This window comes from Nitrosomonas sp. Nm58 (genome assembly GCF_900107335.1).
Classification (GTDB): Bacteria; Pseudomonadota; Gammaproteobacteria; order Burkholderiales; family Nitrosomonadaceae; genus Nitrosomonas.
On sequence record NZ_FNPQ01000013.1, the window covers coordinates 48,534 to 74,729 of the forward strand.

The following is a 26,196-nucleotide window of genomic DNA, read 5'->3' on the forward strand; positions in this document are numbered from 1 at the left end:
TTTTTATAATAACCGGCTTTTGTCACCGCGGCTAAATCCCATGAGCGATTGATCAATCTGCCTGCCAAAGGTGATTACCTTGAATAATTCACCCATTTCAGCGGGACTGACCAATCTTTGTAATTGATTGGCCAATGGCAAATATTGATGGGTATTGTCCGCGGGTATACGAGACAAAATCTCAGTGATGCCGCAGTTGATCAGGAAGTGCGCTTGGTTGGTGTAGCCAAGTAATTGGAGATCACTATCCAGCGCAACTCGGCTGATTGCGCTAAAGTCAACGTGACTGGTGATATCTTGCAATCCTGGTAAATAAAAGGGATCATCATGCGCATGGTGTCGGTAATGACACATCAGCGTTCCCTGACTGCGTTGGGGGTGATAATACTCGCTTTGTCCGAACCCATAGTCAATCAGCAGAATCACCCCCTGGCGGAGTATCTGCGCCAGACTGCGCATGAAATGCCGAGTGGCCAGGCTGATCTCGCTGGCGTAGCGGAATGAATCGTGATCCATCGCATCTCTGAATGGTATTAATTCCTGGGCAATTTCAAACAGCTCTCCGCCAATCAAAGGGCGTTCCTGCCATTCAAAAGCTTGCTGATTGCAGCTAACCCCCCTCTCATAGACATGATGATTTTGCCACACCACCAGATGGACTGGCATAGCATCGAGCACTTCATTGGCCAGGATGAGGCCGTTAAATTCATTCGGGAGACAGGTTAGCCAATGAATGGATGAAACAAGATGTGACGCGTATTTTTCGAATAATTCGCGTTGTCGCTGCTGTAAATCAGCGCTGACTTCGAGGATAAAGTATCGTTTGGGTAAACAACCTCGCTGTTCCAGTTCAAGCAGCAAATCGAGCGCCAGCTTGCCGGAGCCTGCACCAAATTCCAGAATATCGTTGTGACCGATCAGCTCGAATACCTGAGCAGCCTGTCGCGCAATGGTTTTGCCAAATAATGAAGATATTTCTGGCGCCGTGACAAAATCCCCGGCTTGACCGAGTTTGGCGGCGCCAGCACTGTAGTAACCCATGCCAGGCGTGTAGAGCGCCGCTTCCATAAAATCGGCAAAAGAAATCCAACCACCTGCAGCATTGATTCTTGTGCGAATCGCATTTTGTAATGCGTGGCTGTATTGGAGTGCGGTTTCACTGGGGGTAGGTAAAGTAACGGTAGGCATCTAGAGTGAAGCAGTTTTATGGTAGATTGTGAAAAAAGGTAATAGCTAAGTGTAGCGTATGTAAAAGGGGAAAAGCGGATGACTGTGAAAAATAAAGTTATTCTGGTCACAGGCGGAGCCAAGCGCGTCGGAGCGGCTATTTGTTGTAAGCTGCATGCCCAGGGTGCAAATCTGATGGTGCATTACCGTTCTTCACAGAATGACGCGCAAATGTTACGACAAACCCTCGAACAAACCCGCCCCGATTCGGTTGCGCTGATTCAGGCTGATCTGCTGGATATTGATCGATTACCGGATTTGATTGAGGAGACCGTACGGCGATTCGGTAAACTGGATGCCTTGGTGAACAATGCTTCGAGCTTTTTCCCTACACCGATCGGCCAACTTACTGAACAAGCTTGGGTGGATTTGATGGGCAGCAATCTTAAAGCACCCTTGTTTTTATCGCAGGCAGCGGTGCCTTATCTGGAAAAGCGGCATGGTTGTATTGTCAATATCGTGGATATTCACGTGGAACAGCCTTTGAAAAATTATGTGATTTATAATGCAGCCAAAGGCGGGTTGGCTGCGCTTACCCGATCGCTCGCATTGGAGCTTGCGCCGCTCATTCGCGTCAATGGCGTATCACCAGGCCCTATTTTGTGGCCAGAGCATGAGGAATGGATCGATAAATCGTTGCGCAAGGAGATCATAGACAGGACGTTGCTCAAGCGTATGGGAGAACCTGAGGATATTGCCAGGGCCGTGCATTTCTTGATTGCGGATGCGCCGTTTATTACCGGTCAGATTATCGCAGTGGATGGCGGGCGCAGTATTAATTTGTAACTCATTCGCCAAATGCATCCTTAATCCATTCTATCTCCTGACTATGATGGCCCGTCAGCAGCACAGCATCGAACCGGCAGGGAGGGAGGGTATTAAGTCCAGACAGGTAGTGCCGGGCAGCGCGGATAAGTTTGGCTTGCTTGGCCGTTGTAATACTGGCTGCAGCGCCGCCAAACCAATTGCTTGATCGCATTCTGACTTCGACAAAAACCAACGTTGCGCCATCACGCATGATCAGATCGATTTCACCGAAACGGCAACGATAGTTTTTTTCAAGCAAAATCAGGTGCTGGCGTTGCAGGAACAGAGCGGCCAGGTGTTCTGCGCTACTTCCTTTCATGATGACTTATTCTTCCTGAGTCTGAATAATGTTTAAGTTGTGCGACAATTCATATTGAAAATTATAAGAAACCAGCCATAAGAAATGCTGACCAAAAGTACATTATATGTAGTGGCTACTCCAATTGGAAATTTGCGTGATATCAGTTTGCGCGCGCTGGATGTATTGGCCGCAGTGGACGTGATTGCGGCTGAACATGTTCATATCACGCAACGCTTGTTGGTGCATCACGCCATTTACACCCGTATGATCACGCTGCATCAGCACAACGAACGCGCTGCTACCGAAAAAATTATCGCGATGCTGGCAGCGCAAAAATCGGTCGCCCTGGTAACGGATGCAGGCACCCCTGGCGTTTCCGATCCAGGTGCCCTGTTGATTCATCAAGTCAGGGAACAGGGCTATCAGGTCGTGCCCATCCCTGGCGCAAATGCAGCGATGTGCGCACTCTCAGCATCAGGCATGGTTGCGCCTCATTTTTTATTTTATGGCTTCCTGCCGACCAAATCTGGCGAGCGCACACGCAAACTGGAATCATTGAAATCCTTATCATCCTGTATCCTGATTTTTCATGAAGCGCCGCATCGCTTGCTGGAATGTGTGACCGACATGATTGCAGTATTTGGGGAGCAGCGTCAGATAACGATCGCCAGGGAACTCACCAAGCTATTCGAAACGATTCATACAGCCGATCTGAGCAATACCCTGACATGGCTGCAATCTGACGAAAATCAGCAAAAAGGTGAATTCGTATTGTTACTGTCTCCGGCAGTAACAGAAAATAGCAAAGCAATCACCGATCAGGCGGAGCATACGCTGCATATCCTGATGGAAAACCTGCCCTTGAAGCAGGCGGTGCAACTGACAGCCGAGATTACCGGTGAAAACAGGAAAAAGCTCTATACGTTCGCATTATCAAAAAAAGAAATGATGTCCAACCATTGAAGATTTAAGACAATTAACATGCAAACAACCCTAACACTTACTCGCCCCGATGATTGGCACCTGCATCTGCGTGATGGCAAACAGATGCAGGATGTGTTACCTGATACCGCTAGACGGTTTGCCCGAGCGATTATCATGCCTAATCTCAGGCCGCCGATTGTCACCGTTGATATGGCAGTAGCCTATCGTGCCCGTATTCTCGCGGCTGCGCCGGCTCCTCTACAGGGATATTTCGAACCGCTCATGACGCTCTACCTGACTGACAATACGTCGCCTGCTGAAATCAAGCGGGCCAAAGAGAGTGGCGTTGTGCATGCAGTCAAACTCTATCCTGCTGGTGCCACGACTAACTCTGATGCCGGGGTGACGGACATTGCCAGATGCTTTGCTACGTTAGGCATGATGGAACAGCTTGGCATGCCACTGCTGGTGCATGGCGAGGTAACTGATCCTGATATCGATGTATTCGATCGGGAAAAGATCTTTATCAGCCGCGTGCTGCTGCCGCTGACGCAGCGCTTCCCCGGGTTACGCATCGTATTCGAGCATATCACGACGTGCGAAGCCGTCGAATTTGTGCGTGCAGCCTCAGAAAACGTCGCAGCTACTATCACCGTTCATCATCTATTGCTCAATCGCAATGCCCTGTTTTCAGGCGGTATCCGGCCCCACCATTACTGTTTACCCGTTCTCAAGCGGGAAACCCATCGCCTGTCCCTGATTGGGGCCGCGACCAGCGGCCATCCCAAATTTTTTCTCGGAACCGATAGCGCGCCGCATCCAGTGTCGGGTAAAGAAAGCGCTTGTGGCTGTGCCGGCATTTACACTGCTCATGCAGCGATTGAATTGTATGCAGAGGTTTTTGAACAAGCAGGCACCCTGGATAAGCTGGAAGCATTCGCCAGTTTCCATGGCGCGGATTTTTATCGACTACCGCGTAACACCGATCGTATGACATTGAAAAAGGAAAGCTGGACAATGCCAGAGCAACTGAAATTTGGGGAAGAATCCCTGGTTCCGCTACGGGCAGGTGAGCGCGTTTCCTGGAAGATATCCAACTGAATTGATTCGACGCAGAGAAAAAAATGAATCAGTGCCCTGTTTTTACTTTATCGGTTTCTGGTGGTAACTCGACATTGAATAATCCTTCGCTGCCTTATGATGGCAGTTCTTTTCCTTCCCTATTCCACCAGCCGCCACCCAGTGCCACAAATAAGGCGGCGGTATCCTGAAAGCGCTGAGCCAATGTTTGCAGATAATTTATCCTGCTCTGATAATACTGATTCTCGGCAATCAAAACTTGCTGGTAATTAACCAGACCCGCCTGATAATTCGTCTGCACCAACTGCATCCTTTCTTGCGCCAAATCGAGCTCTTGCGATTGGTGTTGTAATGCCTCGGCGCCATGCTGCAGTGCAAGCAAGACATCAGCCACCTGCGTCAAGGCGTCAAGGGTGGTTTGACGATAATATGCCAGGGATTGTTGATAGGCATCGATTGCTGCCTTGCGCTGTAACCACAATGTCCCGCCATGAAATAACGGCGCAACGAAGTTGGTACCGATACTCCAGAAATTACCGTTACTCAGAAAAAGATCCAGGAAATTACGGTTATTTTGACCATAGACGCCACTCAGGGTAAAACTGGGAAACATTGCGGCGGTAGCAACGCCGATATAAGCGCTGTTTTCATGCAGCTGTGCTTCTGCCAGCAAAATATCAGGGCGCTGGCGCACCAGGCTGGAAGGCAGCGTTACGGGCAGACTGGTTGGTAACGAGAGATCAGCTAAATCAATCTTGGGTAATGCATGCTCCCCAGGAGCGTGACCAATCAATGTGACAAGCAGGTGTTCAGCTTGGCTGCGCTTTTGCTCAAGCAATGGGAGCGAAGCTTCCAGTGCTTCGAGTTGAGCTCTCAGATTGACCAGACTGGTGTATGCAACAATGCCTGCTTGCGTCTGCAATTCGCTAAGCTTGATTTGCTCTTGCTGCGAATCAATCATTTGCTGAGTCGCTTGAATCTGAGCTTCGTATGCTGCCCGGGCAATCACGGTATTCACTATATTGCCAATCAAAGTCAAATAAGTGGCCAGCACCGTATAGCGTTGAATATCTCTTCTGGCGCTGAGACTCTCCACCGTACGCCGCTGGATTCCAAACACGTCCAGCGCATAACTGACTGTGGCGGATAATGTGAAAAGGTTGAAAATGCTGCTGGTAGGACTCCCGAAGCGAGCAGCTGAGAACTTCTGGCGACTTGCCCCTCCTGCAAGGTCAATCTGAGGATAGAAAACGCCGTAGCCTGCCCGCAAGTTCTCCTGGCTTTGCTCCAGACCGGCCTGTGCCGCCTGCAGGGTTGAGTTGTTGGCGATGGCTTCCTTCACAAGCGCATCTAGCTGGGGGGATTGGAATAACTGCCACCAATCGGCTGCGATCTCAGCGCCTTGCTCAAAATATTGTGTCTGACCATCAACTGGAGCGGTCTTCTGCAGTTGCTTGCCAGGCAGGTAGCGATCAGTTTCGGGGGGGGGGGGGCGAATAAAGTCAGGTCCAACCGCACAGCCGGTTGATGTCAGTAACCAGACTAACCAGAGTCCGGCCAGCAGAATTCTTTCCTTAATATGAGAAAACTGCTGCAGATCTTCGCTATTCGTTCTCTTCGATATAAACATCTACTAGCTGGCCTGGGTATAGCTGAATATTCTTTGGTTTTTCAAACTGAAAAAGTACCGGCAATACCCTGACATCCACTCGCTCTGTTCGTTGATTCGATAATTGGATCTTGGGCGAAACATAGGGCTGCAAACGAATGAATTCCAGAGGGATGCGAATGTTGGTACCGCGAATCGACATTTGCGCATTCATTTTAGAAACATCAGGCAGCCGGTGAATTAGAATCTCATCGACATAGCACCTCACAGCCAGGTTGTTTTCTGAATTTCCCATCACCATGACGGGTTTGAAATTTTCTGTGTACGTGCTATAGATACCCTGAGGCGAGATATAACTACCCACTGCAGCTCTTATTGACAGTATGACGCCATCGACCGGTGTGCGGATAGTATATTTTGCCAGCAAGGCGTTGCCTGCTTGATAAGCTTTGGATAAAGCGATGTATTGTCGTTCCTGGCTTTGGATATCGTAACTCCAGGCTCCTGCCTTGGTCAGATTGTAGTTCCTCTGAGCAATCTCAAGACTGGCCCGGGCGACCTTGGCAGCATTGATTGCATTATCCAGACTATCCTTGCTGACCGATTTGGTATCCATGTCATAGGCGTGTTGCAGTTTTTCCAATTGGGTTTCGGCAGTTTTCAGATTTGCTCTCGCAAAATCCAGTTGTGCTTTAGAAACATCCAAAACTTCTTTCCTCGGTTGGGCTTTCAGTTGTTCCAGCAGCACATGCGCTGCTTCGGACTGCGCACGTTGCTGGTCTACCGTTGCGTGCTGAATGGAATCATCCATCTGAAGCAAAGGTTCTCCCTGCTTGACCGTTTGTCCTTCGGTCACCAGAATTTGAGTGATGACGCCAGCGACTTCAGGATAAAGATTGATATTCTCTCCAGTGGGCTGGTAGCTTTCGATAATACCCGTCGAGTAGATCCCTTTGGCATAGGGATTGGATGCAGGGTCGAAAACAGGTGGCGGCGGCACCTTTCGCTGACTGAACAAATAGGCGCTTACTAAACCAACAATCATGCCGCCTATGGCAATGGCGATAATGATCTGGTTTCTCAATTATTCCTCCCGTTCTCAAAACCAATAATCCTGCCATCCTCCATTTTCATGATTCTGTCGGCATAATCGAGAATCCGGCTATCATGAGTGACAATCAAAATACAGCGCTGGTCGCTGAGGATGTTGTTTTTTACAAAATCCATGATACGCCGTCCGGTCTCGCCATCCAGCGACGCGGTGGGTTCATCAAAGATCATTAAATCCGGTTGGCTTACCAAGGCTCTGGCCAGGGCAACGCGCTGCTGCTCGCCACCACTTAACTTCATCGGTGGGAGCTCTGCCTTATTCTTGAGCCCAACAATTTCCAGATAGTGTGCTGCTTCGCTGATAGCTTCATCCCAGCTTTGCTTCCTCAGAATCAGAGGGATAGCGACATTCTCGACCGTCGTCAGGCGTGGGAAAAGATGATAATCCTGAAAAACAAAACCCACTTTGTTTAACCGAAATTCAGCAATCTGATCAGATCCCAATTGCCAGATATTGACATTATCTATCGCCACAGTTCCAGAGCTTGGACGCAGAACACCCGAAATCATGCTCAATAATGTCGTTTTTCCACTTCCTGATGGACCAACAATAAATAATATTTCACCAAAATAAGCTTCAAAACTAACCTCTCTTACCGCAAAGGTTTTGAGATTGCCTTCACCAAACCACTTGGTTAGTTCATTGACTGAAATTGCAGGTTTCACAGCATAAATATAAAAGAGGTCGCAGTCAGTTTGAATTAGCTACGGAAGATGTCAAAGGGTTCAATCTTCAGCACCTTTCGTATGCCAATATAACTCGAGATGCCCGCGATAATCAGCACCATAACTAAAGCAAAAGTCAGGGTAGTAAAAGTGATATTAGCAGAGTATTCTGGAATTCTGAGCTTTGCGAGCGTGATGACAAAAGCGCAAAGACCCACTCCCAATCCATAGCCAATTAGCGCCGAAAAGGTCGCCTGAAAAAGAATCATATAAACGAGTTCATTTCCCTTGGCGCCAATTGCTTTCAAGGCACCAAATTTTTCCAGATTCTCCAGTATGAAGGTATAGAACGTTTGTCCTGAGATGGATAGGCCAACCAGGAAACTTACGGCTGTCATGATCAGAATATTGGTTCCCAGTCCGGTTTGATATTTATAGTAATCGGCAATTTTTTGCATGAATTCCTGTTTGGTGAGCGCCTCATAACCCAGCAGTCTGACTTGATCCTGAATATAGGCAATGGCGTCATGACTTTTCGGCTCAACGAGAATATAAGCAACCGTGAATCGTGTTGATGGGATGTACTGAATCGCTTTACTGTAAGTAGTATAAAGAGTGGGAACTCCGAACAATCCGCTCACTGACACCCTGGCTAGTCCCACGATAACGCCGCGATGATCGTTAATCTCAAATTCTGTGCCGAGACGGGGATTTCCCAATTTAGAAATTTCTGTATCCTGAACGGCGATAAAGGCATTCTCAGCATAGATATCCTCGATCTTGCCCTCGATAAGTTCGGGGCGGCCGAGCAGACTGTTATCATCCAGTCCTAACACAGTGACGAATTGAAATACTCCACTTTCAAGCTTGACTAACGCACCTCCGGAATACAATGGGACAGCGTATTTGACACCATCGATGCTGCGAACAGCATCCAGCACGTAGCTTGGCAAAGGAATGCTGCTAGCGACGTTAGTCACCGACGGATCCATCACCCAGACTTGAGCCCCCAGGTTAATGACCGTCGATGAAGCTTTGGTAAGAATGCCCGAGAAAATGGATGTCATCTGGACCATGAGAAATACAGCAAAGGTAATTCCCACCAATAAAGCGGCATATTTACCTTTGTCGTTTACGAGAAGCTTAAAGGCAAGTTTCAAAATCCCTTTCATTTGCCACTCCCTTTAACACACTCATTTTGAGAATTATCGATGGATAAGGATGCGCTGAGAAGTGAATCCATCATGTGCAATGAGCCTTGGTTATCTTAAGGCGATTATCGCACTTTTTTCACTAGATGTTGGTAGGGTGTTTTTCTCATAGCATTTGCAGCTTGCAGGACGCAGATTTCTATACCGGCCGCGTAATACTGATGGTATTACATTTGCCAAAGAAAACTGGAAAACCGTCGAGTGACTGGAGTCTGGGGAGGAGTGGCTGATTTTTCTGTGGACGACCGGCTATATCTCCCGGGAGTGAGCAAAAATTCTGGATAACCTCAACAGCGGTTTCTATCCAGAGGACTGCCGCATCGTGCTGACGAGTAAACGTTCCATAAAGCACGGTCAGGTCGGAGGCTATACGAGGAGGGAGAAGATCTTCTCTGGGCAACCAAGATTGAACCGGATTCGCATAATGACCGTATCCCGGTTTTGTTTTGTAAAGAGTATTCTCCTTTTATGATGACAAACGGAGTCGTCGTCACGTTTTGCAATGTATTACGGAAAAAAGCCGATTAATTTAGGTCGGCTTTTTTGGTCTTTTTGCTGGTCTTAATATACAAGGTATATCTTATACCACCCTGAATCAGACGAGGCATACCAGGCATAATGCCACGGGTTCGATCAACGATATAGACATCATCGGTCAGATTCTTATCCCGAATATTTCATAAATTGGCACGTGCCAATTTATGAAATATTCGGGATAGCATTTGTCAGCTTCCAGAGTGCAGATTTCTAAGCATTTATATCTTGGGCAACGTCACACCTTGCTGGAACTGGTATTTGCCGTTCCTATCCTTGTATGAAGTCTCGCAGACTTCGTCCGATTCAAAGAAGATGACTTGAGCAACGCCTTCGTTGGCGTAAATCTTGGCAGGGAGGGGAGTGGTATTGGAGAACTCGAGCGTGACGAAGCCTTCCCATTCCGGTTCAAATGGGGTGACGTTGACGATGATACCACAGCGTGCATAGGTAGATTTTCCCAGGCAAATCGTCAGAATGTTACGCGGAATGCGGAAGTACTCAACAGTCCGCGCAAGTGCGAAGGAGTTAGGGGGGATGATGCAAATATCACTTTTGACATCGACGAATGAATTTGAATCAAACTGTTTGGGGTCGACAATCGTTGAATTCAGGTTAGTAAACAGCTTGAATTCGTCCGAGCAGCGAATATCATAACCGTAACTGGAAGTACCGTAAGAAACGATACTGTGGCCATTCCTCTGCTTGATCTGACCAGGCTCGAAGGGCTCGATCATGCCATGCTCGATGGCCATTTTGCGGATCCATTTGTCTGATTTGATCGTCATGTCAGATTATCAATCATTCTCCATGATAATTTTAGTAAATACCTCGGAATAATCCTTTGCCAGATTGGCAATCTTGACCGCGACACGGCGCGCAATGGCGCGATAGATCTCCGCAATCTGCCCATCTGGTTCAGCGACCACGCTGGGTTTGCCTGAATCCGTGTGTTCGCGGATCTTGATATCCAGTGGCAGCGCGCCTAACAGTTCCACCTCATAGTCCTTGCTCATTTTTTCACCGCCACCTGTTCCAAAGATGGGTTCGGTATGACCACATTTTGAGCAGGTGTGTAGGCTCATATTTTCCACGATACCCAGAATCGGAATACCGACCTTCTCGAACATCTTGAGCCCCTTGCGCGCATCGAGCAGCGCAATGTCTTGCGGGGTCGTTACGATAACCGCACCGGTCACCGGAACTTTCTGCGCGAGGGTTAACTGAATATCCCCAGTTCCCGGCGGCAGATCGATAACGAGATAATCCAGATCATGCCAGCGGGTATCGTTCAGTAATTGCTGCAAGGCTTGCGTGACCATCGGACCGCGCCACACCATTGGTGTTTCCACATCGATCAGTAAGCCGATCGACATCGCCTGGATGCCGTGCGCGCGCATCGGTTCGATGGTTTTGCCATCCGGTGATTCGGGCTGACCGCTGATACCGAGCATTTGCGGTTGAGATGGGCCGTAGATATCCGCATCCAGAATGCCGACGTTGGCACCCTCAGCAGCGAGTGCCAGGGCGAGATTGACTGCCGTGGCGGATTTGCCGACACCCCCCTTGCCTGAGGCTACTGCGATTACATTCTTTACACCGGGAATCAGTTTGACGCCACGCTGGACGCTGTGTGGAATAATCTTGCTGGTGACATTAACGGAGACGTTGCCGATGCCTGGAATGGTCTTCAGCGTATCGCCGACCTGCCGGCGGATCGATTCGATCACGCTTTTTGCAGGATAACCCAATTCGATCTCAAGCGAGACATGGCTGCCATCGATTTTGAGGTTGTGTACTTCCTTGCTGGTGACGTAGTCTTTGCCCGTGGTCGGGTCGATAAATTGCTTGAGGGCGGTTTCTATTTGTTGTTCTGTAATCGCCACGATATCACTCCTTTATGCAGAGCATCATTTGCTAAAACCATTGATGTTAACAAATATCGGGGGAAAGTATCCAGTTTGTTACAATTTACCTTTCCGAACATTTAAATACTGACGATCGATGAACACACGCAAGATTCTGGTTACTTCCGCACTGCCTTACGCTAATGGCAGCATTCACCTCGGCCATCTGGTGGAATATATTCAAACTGATATCTGGGTCCGTTTCCAGAAAATGCAGGGGCATACCGTTTATTACGTGTGCGCGGATGATACGCATGGCACGCCCATCATGCTGCGTGCGGAGAAAGAAGGTATGACGCCGGAAGCGCTGATTGCGCGCGTGCATGGTGAACATCTGCGGGATTTCACGGGTTTTCATGTTAATTTCGATAATTACTACAGTACGCATTCGCAAGAAACCCGTCAGTATTCAGAAGAAATCTATCACAAGTTGAAAGCAGCAGGGCTCATTAAAGTACGCGCTATCGAGCAATTATATGATCCAGTCAAAAACATGTTTCTGCCGGATCGCTTCGTCAAGGGGGAATGCCCCAAATGCGGCGCGAAAGACCAGTATGGGGATTCCTGTGAAGCCTGTGGCGCGGCCTATGCACCCACGGAATTAAAAAATCCTTACTCTGCCGTATCGGGCGCAATCCCCGTAAAAAAAGCCTCCGAGCATTTTTTCTTCAGTCTCTCGGATAGTCGCTGTGCAGATTTCCTGCGCCGTTGGACGCGTGAGGCCAATCACTTGCAAGCAGAAGCCGCCAACAAAATGCACGAGTGGCTGGGGGAGGCGGGAGAGAACAAACTGTCCGATTGGGATATCTCGCGTGACGCACCGTATTTTGGTTTTGAAATACCGGGAGAAACAGGTAAGTTTTTTTATGTCTGGCTTGATGCGCCGATTGGCTACATGGGCAGTTTCAAAAACTTGTGCGCACAGCGCGGCATCGATTTCGATGAGTTCTGGCAGAAAGACACAGACACAGAGCTGTATCATTTCATCGGCAAGGATATCCTGTATTTTCATGCGCTATTCTGGCCGGCCATGCTGGAGAATTCAGGATATCGCACCCCCACGCAGATTTTTGCGCATGGCTTCCTCACCGTGAACGGCGAGAAAATGAGTAAATCACGCGGCACCTTTATTACTGCAGAAAGCTATTTGCAGCAGCAACTCAATCCGGAATGGCTGCGCTACTACTATGCTGCGAAACTCAACGGCACCCTGGAAGATATCGATCTCAACCTGGAAGATTTTACGGTGCGCGTGAATTCGGATTTGGTCGGCAAATACATCAATATCGCGAGCCGCTGTGCGGGCTTCATCACCAAACGCTTCAGCGGCAAGTTGGTGGCCGGTGATGATTATCGTTTGCTGCAACAAATGATTGATGAACGTTTTGCCACCTGGCAGCCGGGTGTCATCGAAAAAGCGTATGAAGAGCGGGATTTTTCCGCTGCAGTGCGACAGATCATGAAGCGCGCTGATGAAGTGAATGAACTGATTCATGAGCTGGCGCCATGGGATATCGCCAAAGATACGGCGCGCGATCAGGAGCTGCACCGCGTCTGTAGTTTAGGAATACACCTGTTTTATTTGCTTTCGTGTTATCTGAAACCAATTCTCCCTGCTACAGCCAAGCAAATCGAACATTTCCTCAATTGTGAATCACTTAACTGGCCCGAACAAAAAGCCGGACAAGCCTTATCCAGCGTTCTGTTGCCTGCTGGCCATACGATCAACGCTTACCAGCACCTCATGACGCGTATTGATCCCAAACAAATTGAGGCCCTGATCGAAGCCAATAAACAGACCATCGCTCCAAGCGCGGATTCCCATTCACCTGTAAGACATTCACAAGCGCAGCAGCATATACAGCAACGCACGATTGCACCCATCGGGGAAACCATCTCGATCGACGATTTCGGCAAAATCGATTTACGTATCGCGCGTATAGTCGATGCCGAGCATGTGGAAGGTGCGGAGAAACTGCTGAAACTCACCCTGGATATCGGTACCGAACAGCGTACGGTGTTTGCCGGCATTAAATCCGCTTACGATCCAGAGCAGCTCAAAGGGCGCCTCACTGTGATGGTCGCCAACCTGGCGCCCCGCAAAATGAAATTTGGCCTATCGGAAGGCATGGTGCTGGCAGCAAGCGATGGAAGTGGCGGGGGAGGGTTGTATATCCTTTCTCCCGATGACGGCGCGCGGCCCGGCATGCGGGTAAAGTAAATTGACACAATGGGTAATATAAAGTCATTCAACTCGATAGTTATAAGTGAGTTGTCTTCAGAAGAAAGAAAAAATATAAGGTGAGATGAAATGAAGATGAGAGCAACAAGCCTCAGAATTTTTCTAAAAGTAATGTTATTGAATGTAACTATTTTATATTCTAGCTATTTATTTTCTGCAGTCCATTTAATAGCTGAGTCTGGTCAGTCTGCTGCGGGTTTCACATCTGAATATACCTATAATAATCTAATGACTCCCGTTATAGGGTCTTCAGGTCATGTTGCATTTACTGGTGATGCAATTGGCAGAAATAAGTTAAATGCTGTTTGGTCTGGCCTGCCTGGGCAATTAAAAGTAATTATAAAAGAAAACGATTCGGTGCCTGGATTTCCAGACAATGTATTTTTTTCCAGTGCATTATCTACCAATACGATCGGTAGCCGAATCTTCGCAATGCAGGCAGAAAGAATTATAGTGACAGAATCAGGGCATGTAGGTTTTATAGCGGAATTAAAAGAATTTGGAGCCATCAGTCAAGATTATCCATTTGGGGTGGTTGCTTACGTCGGCGGAAAAATATACGGGATACTGCGTAATGGGGACCAAGCTCCAGGTTTCTCGCAGGAATACTCTATTAGAGGCATCACAAATCTTGCTTTTACCGATGCCGGCATGGTTATTCAAGCAGTAGTCGCAGATCGCAATAGTAACCAAAGTGAACGAATGGGTATATGGTTCTGGAATTTTGAAACACTGGAATTAATTCCTTCGCCTGTAGCGAATTGTAGTTATATATTGTTATCAACCGCGATAAGTTCAGTAAATATTAATCAATCTGGAAAAGTTGCTTTTAGTTCAGGCTTGGGGGGAGCTTTGTGCCCATCTGAAACTTTTGGTATTTTCAAATGGGATCAAAAGAAAACCCAGATGATACTGGCTGGTGGCGACCCTGTACCAGGTATGGCAGATACAACATTTCATTTGGATCTCGACAACCGAGGCCTGAATATATTTGCCATTAACGCAAATATACTTTCATTCAATGATCAAGGGGAAATAAGTTTTCCTGCAATTTTGCGTAATGCTGCTAATGGTTCCGCAAAAAAAAGTCTATGGGTAGCAGATAGTTCAGGTGCAATTAAATTACTATCCCTGGAAGGAGAGTTTCTTGCTGAAGATGTGAATAATACGTTCTTATTACCATTCACTGAGGCGAGCTTACCATTAATAGCGAGCAATGGATTATCAATAGTGCCGGTTAAAACAGATTCTTCTATAGCGATCTTAACTGGAGCGCCCAGACCATCCCAGCCTTATGCAAATATTAATGAAGCTGGTGTTTCTCAACTTTCTACTGTGTTACAGCTTGCAGATCAGCCGCCTGGCTTTGGTGACACCTGGTTCTTCAGTGCTTTCTCAAGCATAGCAATGAATAAAGCTGGGCAGTTTGCTTTGAGTGGATCTGTTGTAGATGCGAACGATGCTTCTAGGGATGCATGGGGATCTCCCGCTAGTCAGAAGTATGGAATATGGCGTGGAACCAGCAAATTAGATCTTGAGCTGGTTGCATATGATGGAATGCCGGTTTTTGTTGATGGCAAAGAAGTGAGCTTTGATTTTGCGCTTGGCCGTTTTAATAATGGAACCGGTGCAGGTATCACTACAGTCAGCGAATCCCAAGTTATTCATAGTTCGACAGAAGGTGGACGTGCAACTCAATTAAATGATCACGGCCAAATAGTTTTTGGAGGCTTTCTAGATGCTGCTGGTGAAGATTTCCGTAGAGGTATCTTTTTAGCTGAAGGTAAAAACAATCAGGAGGAAAGAGTCTTTGCGCTTGCTGAGCAAGTATTTCCTGATCTTTTTTCTCCAACAAATGGTGTCAATCAGACTGCAGAAGGATTTCTCTTTCGTTTTTATCCTGCCACCAACACTTATCTAGGTATAAAGAATAAAACAGTTTTTGTAGCTGGAGAACGGTTCGGATCAGGTATTATTGAAGTAGGCTCGGTAGAAAATGTGATTGTGTTCCTTGAAGCGCAGTAGGGTAATGAATGGACTCCTTCTGCCTTGCTTGAAAAACAGGAAGAGTCCATATATGGATAAGCTTGAGTTATCAGTCTTGATAGAGTTTTAATTACAAATTAGATCCAAATTACCGCAAGTGGTAGCTTAAAACTTCAATTGACCGGCATTAACTCGAATATTTCATAAATTGGCACGTGCCCTCACTTGTCTTTTGATTAATAAGAAAGATTTTGCTCAGTCGGGTGTATGAATCACTACACCCCTCCTTCTCAAAACTTCCCTATTAATCAAAATCCTGCGTGATCATCACGCGAATTTATGAAATATTCGGGTTAAATAGGTGGCATCGTATGAATCAATTCATTGATATTGAATGAAAATAGGTAATATGAGCAATGCGCGCTACATACTGAATCGGTGTTTATCCATTGTCGTTCCTTGTTTTAATGAAGGTGACGGTTTGGATGCCTTTTTCGGGAGACTGGAGTCGGTTTTGGTCAAACTCGGAAGGTATGATTATGAAATTGTCTGTATCGATGACGGCAGTCGCGATAACACGCTGGAAGTGCTATGCCAACATGCAGCACGCAATCCACGTATTGTGGTTTTGGAGTTGTCACGCAATTTTGGCAAGGAGGCTGCACTGACTGCGGGTATTGATGCCGCAAGAGGAGATGCGGTCATTCCTTTAGATGCTGATTTACAGCATCCACCTGAGTTGATCGTGGAAATGGTGAGACAGTGGGAGAGTGGGAGTGATGTAGTATTGGCACGACGCAAGTCACGAGAAATGGATCATCTTGTGCAACAACTCGTAACCCATTGGTTCTACCGGCTGCATAATAGGATAGCTGAGTGCACGATTCCTCGAGATGTTGGCGATTTCCGTTTAATGGATAAACGGGTTGTCGAAGCACTAAAGCGCTTGCCTGAGCGCAGGCGCTTCATGAAAGGTCTATTCGCCTGGGTGGGATTTAGGCAGAGTGTGGTTGAGTTTGTCGTTGAGCCACGTAAAGCGGGGAAGTCGTCTTTTAATGCGCGTCGTTTATGGGCGTTGGCGCTGGAAGGCATTACCAGTTTTAGTACGGTTCCGCTGTCGGTATGGATATATATCGGTTTTACTGTGGCAACGCTTGCATTAATTTATGGTTGCTGGATCATCATTAAAACCCTCGCATTTGGAATTGACGTGCCTGGCTATGCCTCATTGCTAACGGCAATACTCTTTCTCGGCGGCATCCAACTGATGGGAATTGGTGTATTGGGTGAATATATCGGACGAATTTACAGTGAGAGTAAGCAGCGACCGGTGTATATCATCAGACAGCGTTATGGCGGGGGGAACGAGGATGCTTAACCGGGAAACTGGACGGCAACTTACTGGCTTTTCTCTGATTGGCGTGGCGAATACGTTGATTCACCTGATGATGGTCACTGGATTGGTTGAATTGCTTTCCGTTCATGCCGTAGCCGCTAATGGTATGGCATTTATCACTGCTAATCTTTTTTCTTTCTGGGTGAATAGCCGTTGGTCATTTCGGGTTGCGGTCACTCGCCAACGTTATATGCGTTTCTTAGCGGTATCCTTGTTGGGATTAACTGTTTCATTACTTGCTAGTACAGTAGCTGAAGCTTTGAACTGGCATTATCTGGCGGGAGTCGCGTTGTTATTTTGCATCATGCCGTTATTGACTTTTTTTTCCCATAAATTCTGGACGTATGCAAAATAAAAAGAACCCTTCATTAACTTTTTCTAATCAGAGCAACCAGATTTCTTTTACGATTACTTTCTCCTGATTGTTTTCACCCATGCTTTCTATTCTTTTCCTTGCAACTGTGAATCGTCGCTCGCGTAATGCAACGGCTCGCGCGGAGATGACTTGCGGTAAGTATTACCTGAAGATGACTTCCTTTTCTTCCGAGAACCACCATCGCACTCCGTCATGGGCATAGAGTTTGTATTTCTCGCCGGCAGCCGGACGAATGAGCCTTTCCTCGAATTGCCGGGCGCCTATGAAAAACGCGTGCCCCGGGAAATAGACACCAGCAGCCAGTTGGTCTGAGCCAACGATGTTCCAGCGCAACACGCCCTTGTCGAAGATGACCTCGCCGTTGAGCGTCGGCGATGGGTCAAAGGAGATGCAGCGGTGCGCAAGCTCTTCGCGCGTAAGCGGCTGACCATCGGAGTCGAATAGCAGATTGTTAGCGTCCTTCCACTGCAATGCTTCGAAGCAGTCGGCAGTGACTTCACGTAGGCGTGGGTCATGCTTCTTCAGTGCAACGATCATGCTGCCCATTGGGTAGTTTTCTGGGAGGTAAATTGCTGTTGGAAAAGGTTCGTGCTCAAGGATTGTCCGGGTGATCCGGTATTCGAGAGAGTCTTGAACACGCGTATCGTAAAGGTGTGTCTGGTAGAGTGAGGTGGCGAGGCTTGCAATGATTATGGTGCCCACTGCAGTTGATGCCACCGGGTGGCCATGAAGATACTCAAGGAATCTCCAACGGGCCAGGCTGAGCGTAACGGTAGCTGCCAGTGCAAAGTCGCTGGCGATGAAAAGGCGGTCACCGTGCAGTTCCGGATGGCTGAAGCCATGGGGAGCGGCGAGGGCCGGCGCAGCCAACATCGCCGCGATCGTAAGGCCGGCAAGTGACGTCTGCGGACTGAGAAATAGCGTGCATACTAGCGCGAGGAGTAGCAGTTCCCGGCTGCTCGCATACCACTTTAAGAAACCGGGAAGCGTTTCAAGAATCGTAGCGAGTCCTTGGCTCAGTCCATTCTCGGCTGCCCGGCCACCCATTAGTTCTCCGAGCATATAGCCACGATAGGCTAGGTAGGCGAGGCCTGCGAAGATGCCAGTGGCAAGAATTTTTCCTGCCAGCCGTCGGTCACTGATAAACACGATGAGACTGATCGGCAGAATGGCCACAAGGATTTCTTTTGAGAGCAGAGCCAAGAGCATCAGTGTTACTGCGATCAAGTAAGCGGCGGATCGCCGGGTTCTGCTGTAGTAGCTGAGGGCAAGGAGTGAAGCCGTCCCGAAAATACCGCCTAACAGGTAGTGTGCTGTATAGAACCGGCTGAGAAGTGTTCCAGTCGAAGTGACGGACAGAAGCATGACGACGAACAAGACGATGTAGTACTCGGAAAGCTTGAAGTGCAAGCGAAGAAAAGCCGAGCAGATGAGAATCCACAAACCGAGCAGGACGACCAGGGTATTGAGAAAGGCATCCGGTGAAAAGGGGGAGATTGCCTGTACCAGGGAATAGAAGGGTACGGTCAGCGGGGTTAGGTGGGCAGCTGAGAGTTGTTGATAGATTGCTGGGACATACAGGAAGCGATGCCATTCCAAGGTTGATGCGAGGTAGATTATGTAGGCATCATCCGATTCGAAGTGAGGGGAGCGTATGACCAGCCAGTAACAGAAGAGCAGCAGTAGTATTACCGCAGAAGCTGGAAGGAATTTCATGTGAATGACTCCGGCGATGGTTTCGAGCTTGGTGGGCGGGAAGGTTTGTTCACGATCGAGGCTTGCCAGTGGCGCTGGTCAGATTCAGGGAATCGGAGTACTTTTTACATTTTTCAGGCAGGGAAGACGGCGCGATTTTCGTGTTGAGATCTTCACTTTTACACTCCTTTCTTAAAAAACTGAAACTTTTATAAATATGCCTGATTTTACTTTGATCTAAATTGGCGAGATCAGATATTAAGTCCGCTCGCTTCAGAAAGTTTTTGTACAAGAGATTCGTGGTAAGAATCAAGATACAAACGTAACTATTCTGATAGTAAGAGTGTTGATTGATTGAAATTTTTATCGTATTGCTACCAGAGTTTCGAATTTATTGACTAAGTCCTGCAGTACAACAAGCATGCTATGCTTTCTGGAGCTAAATTTCGTTCAATTTTAGGGAACATGTACAGTTAACAAATTGGATTAATATTACATTTTTGCTGTTTTCTATTCTTAGCAGCCGTGATCATCCATTGCCCAGCAACAATCATGATACTCATCTGTCAAAGCTGGCATGGATGAAGGTCTCTATAAACAGGCTTAAGATACCTTTATGAACCAGGCGATACTAACGATTTTGCCTCAGCAACCCAAACCAGTAAACCGGATTGTCCTGCTGGGTGCCAGTAATTTGACTTTGTCTTTGCGTCTAGTCATTCGGCAAATTCAATATCACTGCGGTGGGCCCAGTGAGGTGCTGGCTGCTGCGGGTCATGGACGTTCCTATGGTCAGAACAGTCAGGTGCTGATCCGCGAATTGCCGGGCATTATTGCCAGCGGTTTGTGGTCACAGCTCGATTCAGGCGATGCCCGGCCTACTTATGCTTTTCTGACGGATATCGGCAATGATATTCTCTATGAATGCCTGCCTGCGCAGATCCTGCAATGGATGGCTTGGTGTGTCGATCAGTTACAGAAACAGTCAGCGCAGATTCTCATGACGAATCTTCCGATTGCATCGATTGCATCCCTGCCAGAGTGGCGTTATCTATTTTTCCGAAATCTGTTTTATCCCTCTTGCCGGCTTTCCCGATGTGAAGCTGTCGAGCGGGCGAGAGCAGTTCATCAGGGCTTGATCGAGCTGGCAGCGCGTAAGCAATTTGAGCTTTGTGAACAGAATCCGCAATGGATGAGTGCAGACGGCATTCATTATGCCTACTGGAAACGAGATGCGTTATATCGTGATATTTTTGAGCATTTTGGCACGGTTCCTGATCAGCCGGGTTTTGCTAAGGGCAAGCAGTCATTTTCTCAATCCTGGCAGCAACGCCCACGGTTTGCCTACAAGAAAGTGTGGGGAAAGGAGAAATGCACTCCGCAACCCGGTGGATTATTAGCTGACAACACGATGGTTTCCTTGTACTGATCGGATGAAGGCTATTTCTCCATTATTCCCGATGTATTTTTTGCTGACCTGACTTGCGCTATCCGACGTATACCTGAAGCGTAGAGTGGGGTGAGCCATGAACCTCAACAAGCAAGAATAGCGAAAGCGCCGATACAATGACAAATATCTAGCTTTATTCGTTAAGGATCAGGCAGCAACCACAACTCACTGACTGACACGTAATAGCAGAACCAGCCGAGACTGAATTGACAATCGGATACATATTGGCTGCTAAGTAGCTACAGGTGATATTCAGCCAGTTTTTTAATATAGCACCAGAGTACAATGGAATCTCCGGGGGGGTGTGTAATGATAGTTAAATACAATTTTACCCCTTGATTGCTTGTCAGCGTTTTTGACTGATATCAGATCTTTAGTACATTGCAATAATGCAAAATAAGTTGGTTATTTTTCCTAGGCCCATTCAGATGCAGTTGGCTAGTCGGTGCACGATGCTCCGGGTAACCTGCTGTAGTGCCTATGCGCCTGGGTACCTTTTTTGCTTGCCTCTTCTTCTACTGGCTTTACTGCTGATGTGGATCGCGCCCGCGCATGCCGATGAACTATTGATTGAGCGCAGGCTGAGTGGTGCGGTAATCAACGATCGGATGGCAGCGGCGACCGATGTCACTGCGCGTACGCCCTGGCCGCAGATGCTGGCTGAGCCGCAGCGCTTCACATCCGCAAGCGGGCGCAGTGGAGCTGGCCTGGAGTCAGGCGCGCATTGGCTGAAACTGGATTTCCGCCGCGCTGAGGCTGAGCGCGGCACACCCTGGTGGTTGGTGGTGGAGCCGCTCAATCTCTACGATCTGCGCTTGTACCGCCGTAATGCTCACGGAGAATTCGAGGAGCTTGTCTCCGGCGAGCGCGTGTCCTTCGCGGCGGGACGGGAACGCGAATGGCGCCAATATGCTTTTATTCTACCTGAGCATGGGCCAGTTTATCTGCGTGCTTATGATCCGGGTGGTGCAAGCTTTCCAGTAGCGCTGTGGCACCAGGACGATCTGGAACACCATGAGCGCCTGGGGGAGTTGTTGCTGGGCAGTATCTATGGTGCGCTGCTGGCCATGTGCTTTTACAACTTTTTTCTGGCGCTGAGTCTGCGCGATCCGGCTTATGGCTGGTATGTTGCAACCACCTTGGCGCTGGGCGTTTTCCTGATCTATTTGCATGGCCACGCAGCTCAATGGTGGTGGCGTGACTGGCCGCAGTGGGTAGCCATGGGGCGGGTGGTGCTGCCCAGCCTCTGGGGGCTGGCGCTGGCGGGTTTTATAATGAGCTTCTTCCGTACCCGAATCTATTTGCCTGGCGCACACCGATTGCTGCAGGTCATTGTGCTGAGCTATCTGTTCATCATTGCCATGCGTCTGGCTGGCGCACATGCGCTACCGTCCCTGATGCTGACTATTCAATCGTTGCCAGCCGTGGGTTTGGTATTCTATATCGCGATCAGGCGTTGGCATCAGGGCATGGTGGGGGCGCGGTATTTCCTGTCTGCCTACGGTATCGTGATGGTGGGTACGGTCATTTTCCTGTTGCGCATCTGCGGGCTGTTGATGCCGAGTCCCCTAACCGAGTTGGCCATGCCGGTGACGGCCACGCTGGAGAGCCTGGTGTTTTCGCTGGCGCTGGCGGGACGCATTAAGAATCTACGCCATGCCAGCGAGGTGGCTTTTATCGATGAACTGACTGGATTGCCCAACCGTCGCGCACTTGAGCAGCGCTTCAAGCTGTATGCCGATAGCAAGGCTGACCAGGGCTTCAGCCTGCTGACCGTGGATTTGGATAAGTTCAAGCCGGTCAACGACTTCTGGGGTCATGCCGAAGGCGATCAGGTGCTGCGCGCGCTGGCCCAGCGCATGCAGTCTTGTGTGCGGCATGAGGATCTGGTAGCGCGTGTAGGCGGTGATGAATTCGTCGTGCTGCTTTCGCCCTCAGCCAGCAAGGGCATGGTCTCGACTGTGGTTAATCGCCTGCTGGAGGTGACGCGCGCGCCAGTCCACATTAGCGGGCGCAGCCATAGTCTATCCGCTAGCGTAGGATTGGCGCACTATCCCAATCATGGCTGCAGCCTGGCCGAGTTGAGCCGCTATGCGGATATGGCCATGTACGAGGCTAAGCGGGCTGGAGGAGACACCTGGCGTGCTGCGACAGGGACGATCAGAAACCAGACCGAGTGCAGTTATTGGGACATACAGTAGATTTATTAACGAAACTTCATTCTCACAGATTCTCAAGTGGATCATGAAAGCATGAACTTGCCGGGAGGCGCGCTCAATTTTGATCGTTATTTGTTTATAGAGCAAGAATGTAGCGAAAGCTATGGAGTTTCGTACAATGGTAACTAAATACGATTTTATTTTTTGCTGCTGTAACAACAAAAGGGACACCGGCTACCATGATCCATGAGACCCCTTTGCTATCCTTGACCTTTGCCAGAGTCGCTATCAACCGCGCCTATCTTTACGATGAGGCAGAGTGCCTCAATACCCTGCTTTCCCTCGCCACGCTCGACGAGCGCAAGCAGGCCCAAGTGGAGGCGCTGGCGCGGCAGCTGGTGAACCAGGTGCGTGGCATGGAATGGGCACGGGACGGAATTGATGCCTTGCTGCATGAGTATGATCTCAGTACCCAGGAAGGCGTGCTGCTGATGTCTCTGGCCGAGGCGCTGCTGCGCATTCCCGATGCCGCAACCGCTGACCGGCTGATTCAGGATAAGCTTTCTAGCGCCGAATGGGATCGTCATCTTGGCCATAGCTCCTTATTCTTTGTCAACGCTTCCACTTGGGGATTGCTGTTGACAGGTAAGATCGTCAAACTTGAAGCATCTTCATCACTATTCAACCGCCTCATCAGCCGCAGTGGCGAGCCTGTAATCCGCATGGTGATCAAGCAGGCGATGCGCCTGATCGGCCATCAGTTCGTCATGGGCAGTACCCTTGATGAAGCGCTTAAGCATAGCAGGGATGATGAAAACAGACGCTATCGCTATTCCTTTGATATGCTCGGCGAAGCGGCGCTTACCGCTGCCGATGCGGCGCGCTATTTCGCTGATTATTACCATGCCATCATCGCCCTTGGCGAGCAGACCGGCCAGGGTGAGTTGTTTGACCACCCTGGCATTTCGGTGAAACTTTCTGCGCTCCACCCTCGTTATGAATACGCCAAGCGGCAGGGCGTCCTTGACGAGCTGTCACCGCGTTTGCTGGAACTGGCGCTTGCCGCCAAGGCCGTCAACATTAGCATGACCATCGATGCCGAAGAGGCCGAGCGGCTCGACCTGTCGCTCGACCTGTTTGAAACCGTATACCGCAACGACAAGCTCACAGGCTGGAATGGCTTCGGCTTGGCGGTGCAAGCCTATCAGAAACGAGCCATCCATGTGATCGACTGGCTGGCGCAACTGGCCAGCGAGTGCAAACGCCCGATTCCGGTCCGCCTCGTTAAAGGGGCCTACTGGGATGCCGAGATCAAACAGGCCCAGGAGCGTGGTCTCGACGGTTATCCAGTGTTTACCCGCAAGCTGGCGACCGATGTTTCCTACCTCGCTTGCGCTCGCCGGCTTCTCGACCGTGGTGATCTCTTTTATCCTCAATTCGCTACTCACAACGCCCGTGCCGTTGCTACCCTCATTGTCATGGCCGGCTCGCATCCCTTCGAGTTTCAGCGCTTGTATGGCATGGGCGAAGCACTCTATGCCGCTGCATTCGATGAGCACCCGCAGTTCAATTGCCGTGTCTACGCACCTGTCGGCAACTATAAAGAGCTGCTCCCCTACCTAGTGCGGCGGTTGCTGGAGAATGGCGCTAACAGCTCTTTCGTCAACCGGATCGCCAATGAGCAGATTACCGTCGAAGAGATTATCGCCGATCCTGTGAGTGGACTTGCGCGCTACCCGCAGTGTATTTCTACGCCACGCCATCTCTACGGGAAAGAGCGGCTTAATGCCAGCGGCATCAATCTTGCCGAGGCTGAAGCGCAAATGCAGCTTGACCAGGCATTGGAAAAAGCATGCAGGCAGTTGTGGCATGCCGCGCCGATAGTCGATGGCTATATCCTCACAGGCAGAGCGCAAAACATCCTCAATCCCGCCGATCACAACGATGTCGTCGGCGAAGTAGCGCTTGCCGATAGCAGCGCGGTTGACAGAGCGCTCAGTATTGCACACGACGCTGCTTTCGAATGGGCCGGCAGCAGCGCCAGCGAACGCGCTGCCTTGCTGGAGCGAGCTGCCGATCTGTTTGAAGAACAACGCGCCGAATTGATGTCACTTATCATTCGCGAGGGCGGACGCACCCTTCATGATGCACTTAGTGAAGTGCGCGAGGCTATCGACTTTTGTCGTTACTACGCTGACCAGGCGCGCCGCTATTTTGATCATCCCATCACACTGCCCGGTGTTACGGGAGAAAGCAATCAATTGCGATTGGCTGGGCGTGGTGTGTTCATCTGCATCAGCCCATGGAATTTTCCGGTATCTATTTTCACCGGCCAGATCGCTGCCGCACTTGCTGCCGGCAACAGCGTTATTGCCAAACCGGCGGCACTCTCGCCTTTATGCGCTGCGCACGTGGTGGGCCTGCTGCATAAGGCCGGCATCCCTGGAGAGGTGCTGCACTTCATTCCCGGCAGCGGCAGCGAAATCGGCATGCAGCTGGTGAGTGATGCCCGCATTGCAGGTATCGCCTTTACTGGTTCCACCAGCACCGCCAGACAAATCAACCAGGTCCTTTCCCAAGGTGAGCGCATCCTTCCTTTTATTGCTGAAACCGGCGGCCAGAACTGCATGATTGTCGACAGTTCGGCACTGCCAGAACAGGTGGTGAAAGATGTCATTGCTTCTGCTTTCAACAGTGCCGGGCAACGCTGTTCGGCGCTGCGCGTGCTGTTTCTGCAGCAGGAAGTCGCAGCGCAGATCATGGAAATGCTCGGTGGTGCCATGGATGAGCTGCGTATCGGCAATCCCATGCGCTTCAGCACTGACATTGGTCCCATCATCAGCTTTTCTGCCTGCGCCGGACTGCAACAACACAGCGAGCGGATGAACAGCGAAGCGCGCCTGATCAAGACCATGCCACTCCCACAAGGAAACGAACAGGGCAGCTACTTCGCCCCGCGCGTTTATCAGATCGAAAAGCTCAGTCAACTCCAGCACGAAGTGTTTGGCCCTATTCTGCACATTATTCAATATCAAGCCAGCCGGTTGAATGAAGTGGTCGATGCCATCAACCACAGCGGCTACGGCCTCACGCTTGGTATCCACAGTCGCATCAACACCACCATCGACTACATCGCCCGCCATGCCCGCTGCGGCAATATCTACGTCAACCGCAACATCATCGGTGCCGTCGTCGGCTCACAACCTTTCGGCGGCGAAGGATTCTCCGGCACCGGCCCCAAGGCCGGTGGTCCGCACTATCTGCAACGCTTTGCAACTGAGCGGGTAGTCACCATCAATACAGCAGCGGTAGGAGGCAATGTGGCGCTATTGTCGCTGGGGGGTGCAGATATCCGCTTAACAAAAGATTGAAATCTCCCTTAGAACCTGTTCAAAGTCTTTTCGTTTGACAGAAAAAGTGCGATATTTGCAGGATGAGAACAAGTTATCCAAGTGATATCAGTCGCGAACAGTTCGAGCAGATCCGCCCACTGCTGGAAAGTGCGCGCAAGAAGAC

19 protein-coding genes and 1 pseudogene are annotated in these 26,196 nt (G+C 49.4%); 11 read left to right on the forward strand and 9 right to left on the reverse strand.

What is annotated here, in order from left to right:
• Positions 1-3: 3 nt before the first annotated feature.
• Positions 4-1,188 carry a class I SAM-dependent methyltransferase gene (locus BLW34_RS07025; RefSeq protein WP_090577446.1) on the reverse strand — a complete coding sequence of 395 codons (1,185 nt, stop codon included), beginning with the start codon at positions 1,186-1,188 and terminating at the stop codon, positions 4-6.
• 84 nt (positions 1,189-1,272) lie between these two features.
• Between BLW34_RS07025 and BLW34_RS07030 the strand changes: the two genes are divergently transcribed.
• Positions 1,273-2,013: a pteridine reductase gene (locus BLW34_RS07030; protein WP_177165979.1), complete on the forward strand. Its 741-nt coding sequence runs from the start codon at positions 1,273-1,275 to the stop codon at positions 2,011-2,013.
• A gap of 1 nt (position 2,014) precedes the next feature.
• Here BLW34_RS07030 and BLW34_RS07035 read toward each other — a convergent pair whose 3' ends face one another.
• Entirely contained in the window at positions 2,015-2,353 is a 339-nt protein-coding gene (locus tag BLW34_RS07035; RefSeq protein ID WP_090542517.1) for a YraN family protein, read from the reverse strand.
• An 84-nt stretch (positions 2,354-2,437) separates the two neighbouring features.
• Here BLW34_RS07035 and rsmI point away from each other — a divergent pair, with 84 nt between their 5' ends.
• Entirely contained in the window at positions 2,438-3,298 is an 861-nt protein-coding gene (gene rsmI, locus BLW34_RS07040; protein WP_090577452.1) for a 16S rRNA (cytidine(1402)-2'-O)-methyltransferase, read from the forward strand.
• Positions 3,299-3,316: 18 nt separating this feature from the next.
• Positions 3,317-4,360 carry a dihydroorotase gene (gene pyrC / locus BLW34_RS07045; protein ID WP_090577455.1) on the forward strand — a complete coding sequence of 348 codons (1,044 nt, stop codon included), beginning with the start codon at positions 3,317-3,319 and terminating at the stop codon, positions 4,358-4,360.
• 94 nt (positions 4,361-4,454) lie between these two features.
• Here pyrC and BLW34_RS07050 read toward each other — a convergent pair whose 3' ends face one another.
• The 6 genes from BLW34_RS07050 to apbC form a co-directional block, all read right to left on the reverse strand.
• Entirely contained in the window at positions 4,455-5,969 is a 1,515-nt protein-coding gene (locus BLW34_RS07050) for an efflux transporter outer membrane subunit (protein ID WP_090577458.1), read from the reverse strand.
• Positions 5,944-7,032: an HlyD family secretion protein gene (locus BLW34_RS07055; protein ID WP_090577461.1), complete on the reverse strand. Its 1,089-nt coding sequence runs from the start codon at positions 7,030-7,032 to the stop codon at positions 5,944-5,946. The genes BLW34_RS07050 and BLW34_RS07055 overlap by 26 nt, the downstream gene beginning before the upstream one ends.
• Positions 7,029-7,724: an ABC transporter ATP-binding protein gene (locus tag BLW34_RS07060; RefSeq protein WP_090542506.1), complete on the reverse strand. Its 696-nt coding sequence runs from the start codon at positions 7,722-7,724 to the stop codon at positions 7,029-7,031. The genes BLW34_RS07055 and BLW34_RS07060 overlap by 4 nt, the downstream gene beginning before the upstream one ends.
• Before the next feature lie 35 nt (positions 7,725-7,759).
• Complete coding sequence (locus BLW34_RS07065; protein ID WP_090542504.1) at positions 7,760-8,896, reverse strand: ABC transporter permease; 1,137 nt, start codon at positions 8,894-8,896, stop codon at positions 7,760-7,762.
• 794 nt (positions 8,897-9,690) lie between these two features.
• Positions 9,691-10,257, reverse strand: coding sequence for a dCTP deaminase (gene dcd, locus BLW34_RS07070; RefSeq protein WP_090542935.1), 567 nt, complete (start codon positions 10,255-10,257; stop codon positions 9,691-9,693).
• Between the two features lie 9 nt (positions 10,258-10,266).
• Positions 10,267-11,355 (reverse strand): iron-sulfur cluster carrier protein ApbC, encoded by a 1,089-nt coding sequence (gene apbC, locus BLW34_RS07075; protein ID WP_090577464.1) that lies wholly within the window; start codon positions 11,353-11,355, stop codon positions 10,267-10,269.
• A gap of 118 nt (positions 11,356-11,473) precedes the next feature.
• Between apbC and metG the strand changes: the two genes are divergently transcribed.
• The 4 genes from metG to BLW34_RS07095 all read left to right on the forward strand — a co-directional run bounded on the left by metG (position 11,474) and on the right by BLW34_RS07095 (position 17,355).
• The gene (gene metG / locus BLW34_RS07080; protein ID WP_090577467.1) at positions 11,474-13,597 is read left to right on the forward strand and encodes a methionine--tRNA ligase; all 2,124 of its coding nucleotides are present in this window, start codon (positions 11,474-11,476) and stop codon (positions 13,595-13,597) included.
• Positions 13,598-13,687: 90 nt separating this feature from the next.
• Complete coding sequence (locus BLW34_RS07085; protein WP_143037881.1) at positions 13,688-15,643, forward strand: DUF7453 family protein; 1,956 nt, start codon at positions 13,688-13,690, stop codon at positions 15,641-15,643.
• A gap of 355 nt (positions 15,644-15,998) precedes the next feature.
• Positions 15,999-16,982, forward strand: a complete 984-nt coding sequence (locus BLW34_RS07090) for a glycosyltransferase family 2 protein (protein WP_256203654.1) — start codon at positions 15,999-16,001, stop codon at positions 16,980-16,982.
• Positions 16,957-17,355: a GtrA family protein gene (locus tag BLW34_RS07095; RefSeq protein WP_090577475.1), complete on the forward strand. Its 399-nt coding sequence runs from the start codon at positions 16,957-16,959 to the stop codon at positions 17,353-17,355. The genes BLW34_RS07090 and BLW34_RS07095 overlap by 26 nt, the downstream gene beginning before the upstream one ends.
• A 162-nt stretch (positions 17,356-17,517) precedes the next feature.
• Here the strand turns inward: BLW34_RS07095 and BLW34_RS07100 are convergent, their stop codons facing one another.
• Positions 17,518-19,092, reverse strand: a complete 1,575-nt coding sequence (locus BLW34_RS07100; RefSeq protein ID WP_090577478.1) for a hypothetical protein — start codon at positions 19,090-19,092, stop codon at positions 17,518-17,520.
• Positions 19,093-19,687: 595 nt separating this feature from the next.
• On the opposite strand from BLW34_RS07100, the gene BLW34_RS07105 reads away from it, so the two are divergent.
• The 4 genes and pseudogenes from BLW34_RS07105 to BLW34_RS15560 all read left to right on the forward strand — a co-directional run.
• The gene (locus tag BLW34_RS07105; RefSeq protein WP_090577481.1) at positions 19,688-20,500 is read left to right on the forward strand and encodes a hypothetical protein; all 813 of its coding nucleotides are present in this window, start codon (positions 19,688-19,690) and stop codon (positions 20,498-20,500) included.
• A gap of 473 nt (positions 20,501-20,973) precedes the next feature.
• Complete coding sequence (locus tag BLW34_RS07110) at positions 20,974-22,722, forward strand: diguanylate cyclase (protein WP_177165978.1); 1,749 nt, start codon at positions 20,974-20,976, stop codon at positions 22,720-22,722.
• Between the two features lie 197 nt (positions 22,723-22,919).
• Positions 22,920-26,051: a bifunctional proline dehydrogenase/L-glutamate gamma-semialdehyde dehydrogenase PutA gene (gene putA / locus BLW34_RS07115; protein WP_090577487.1), complete on the forward strand. Its 3,132-nt coding sequence runs from the start codon at positions 22,920-22,922 to the stop codon at positions 26,049-26,051.
• 62 nt (positions 26,052-26,113) lie between these two features.
• Positions 26,114-26,196, forward strand: a pseudogene (locus BLW34_RS15560) (IS5/IS1182 family transposase); the annotation flags it as partial.

Excerpts from the sequence above, each read along its gene's own strand:
- BLW34_RS07025 (WP_090577446.1), bottom strand. The coding sequence starts at position 1,188 with ATGCCTACCGTTACTTTACCTACCCCCAGTGAAACCGCACTCCAATAC.
- BLW34_RS07035 (WP_090542517.1), bottom strand. The coding sequence starts at position 2,353 with ATGAAAGGAAGTAGCGCAGAACACCTGGCCGCTCTGTTCCTGCAACGC.
- rsmI (WP_090577452.1), top strand. The coding sequence starts at position 2,438 with ATGCTGACCAAAAGTACATTATATGTAGTGGCTACTCCAATTGGAAAT.
- pyrC (WP_090577455.1), top strand. The coding sequence starts at position 3,317 with ATGCAAACAACCCTAACACTTACTCGCCCCGATGATTGGCACCTGCAT.
- BLW34_RS07050 (WP_090577458.1), bottom strand. The coding sequence starts at position 5,969 with ATGTTTATATCGAAGAGAACGAATAGCGAAGATCTGCAGCAGTTTTCT.
- BLW34_RS07065 (WP_090542504.1), bottom strand. The coding sequence starts at position 8,896 with ATGAAAGGGATTTTGAAACTTGCCTTTAAGCTTCTCGTAAACGACAAA.
- dcd (WP_090542935.1), bottom strand. The coding sequence starts at position 10,257 with ATGACGATCAAATCAGACAAATGGATCCGCAAAATGGCCATCGAGCAT.
- metG (WP_090577467.1), top strand. The coding sequence starts at position 11,474 with ATGAACACACGCAAGATTCTGGTTACTTCCGCACTGCCTTACGCTAAT.
- BLW34_RS07085 (WP_143037881.1), top strand. The coding sequence starts at position 13,688 with ATGAAGATGAGAGCAACAAGCCTCAGAATTTTTCTAAAAGTAATGTTA.
- BLW34_RS07090 (WP_256203654.1), top strand. The coding sequence starts at position 15,999 with ATGAAAATAGGTAATATGAGCAATGCGCGCTACATACTGAATCGGTGT.
- BLW34_RS07095 (WP_090577475.1), top strand. The coding sequence starts at position 16,957 with ATGGCGGGGGGAACGAGGATGCTTAACCGGGAAACTGGACGGCAACTT.
- BLW34_RS07100 (WP_090577478.1), bottom strand. The coding sequence starts at position 19,092 with ATGAAATTCCTTCCAGCTTCTGCGGTAATACTACTGCTGCTCTTCTGT.
- BLW34_RS07105 (WP_090577481.1), top strand. The coding sequence starts at position 19,688 with ATGAACCAGGCGATACTAACGATTTTGCCTCAGCAACCCAAACCAGTA.
- BLW34_RS07110 (WP_177165978.1), top strand. The coding sequence starts at position 20,974 with ATGCTCCGGGTAACCTGCTGTAGTGCCTATGCGCCTGGGTACCTTTTT.
- putA (WP_090577487.1), top strand. The coding sequence starts at position 22,920 with ATGATCCATGAGACCCCTTTGCTATCCTTGACCTTTGCCAGAGTCGCT.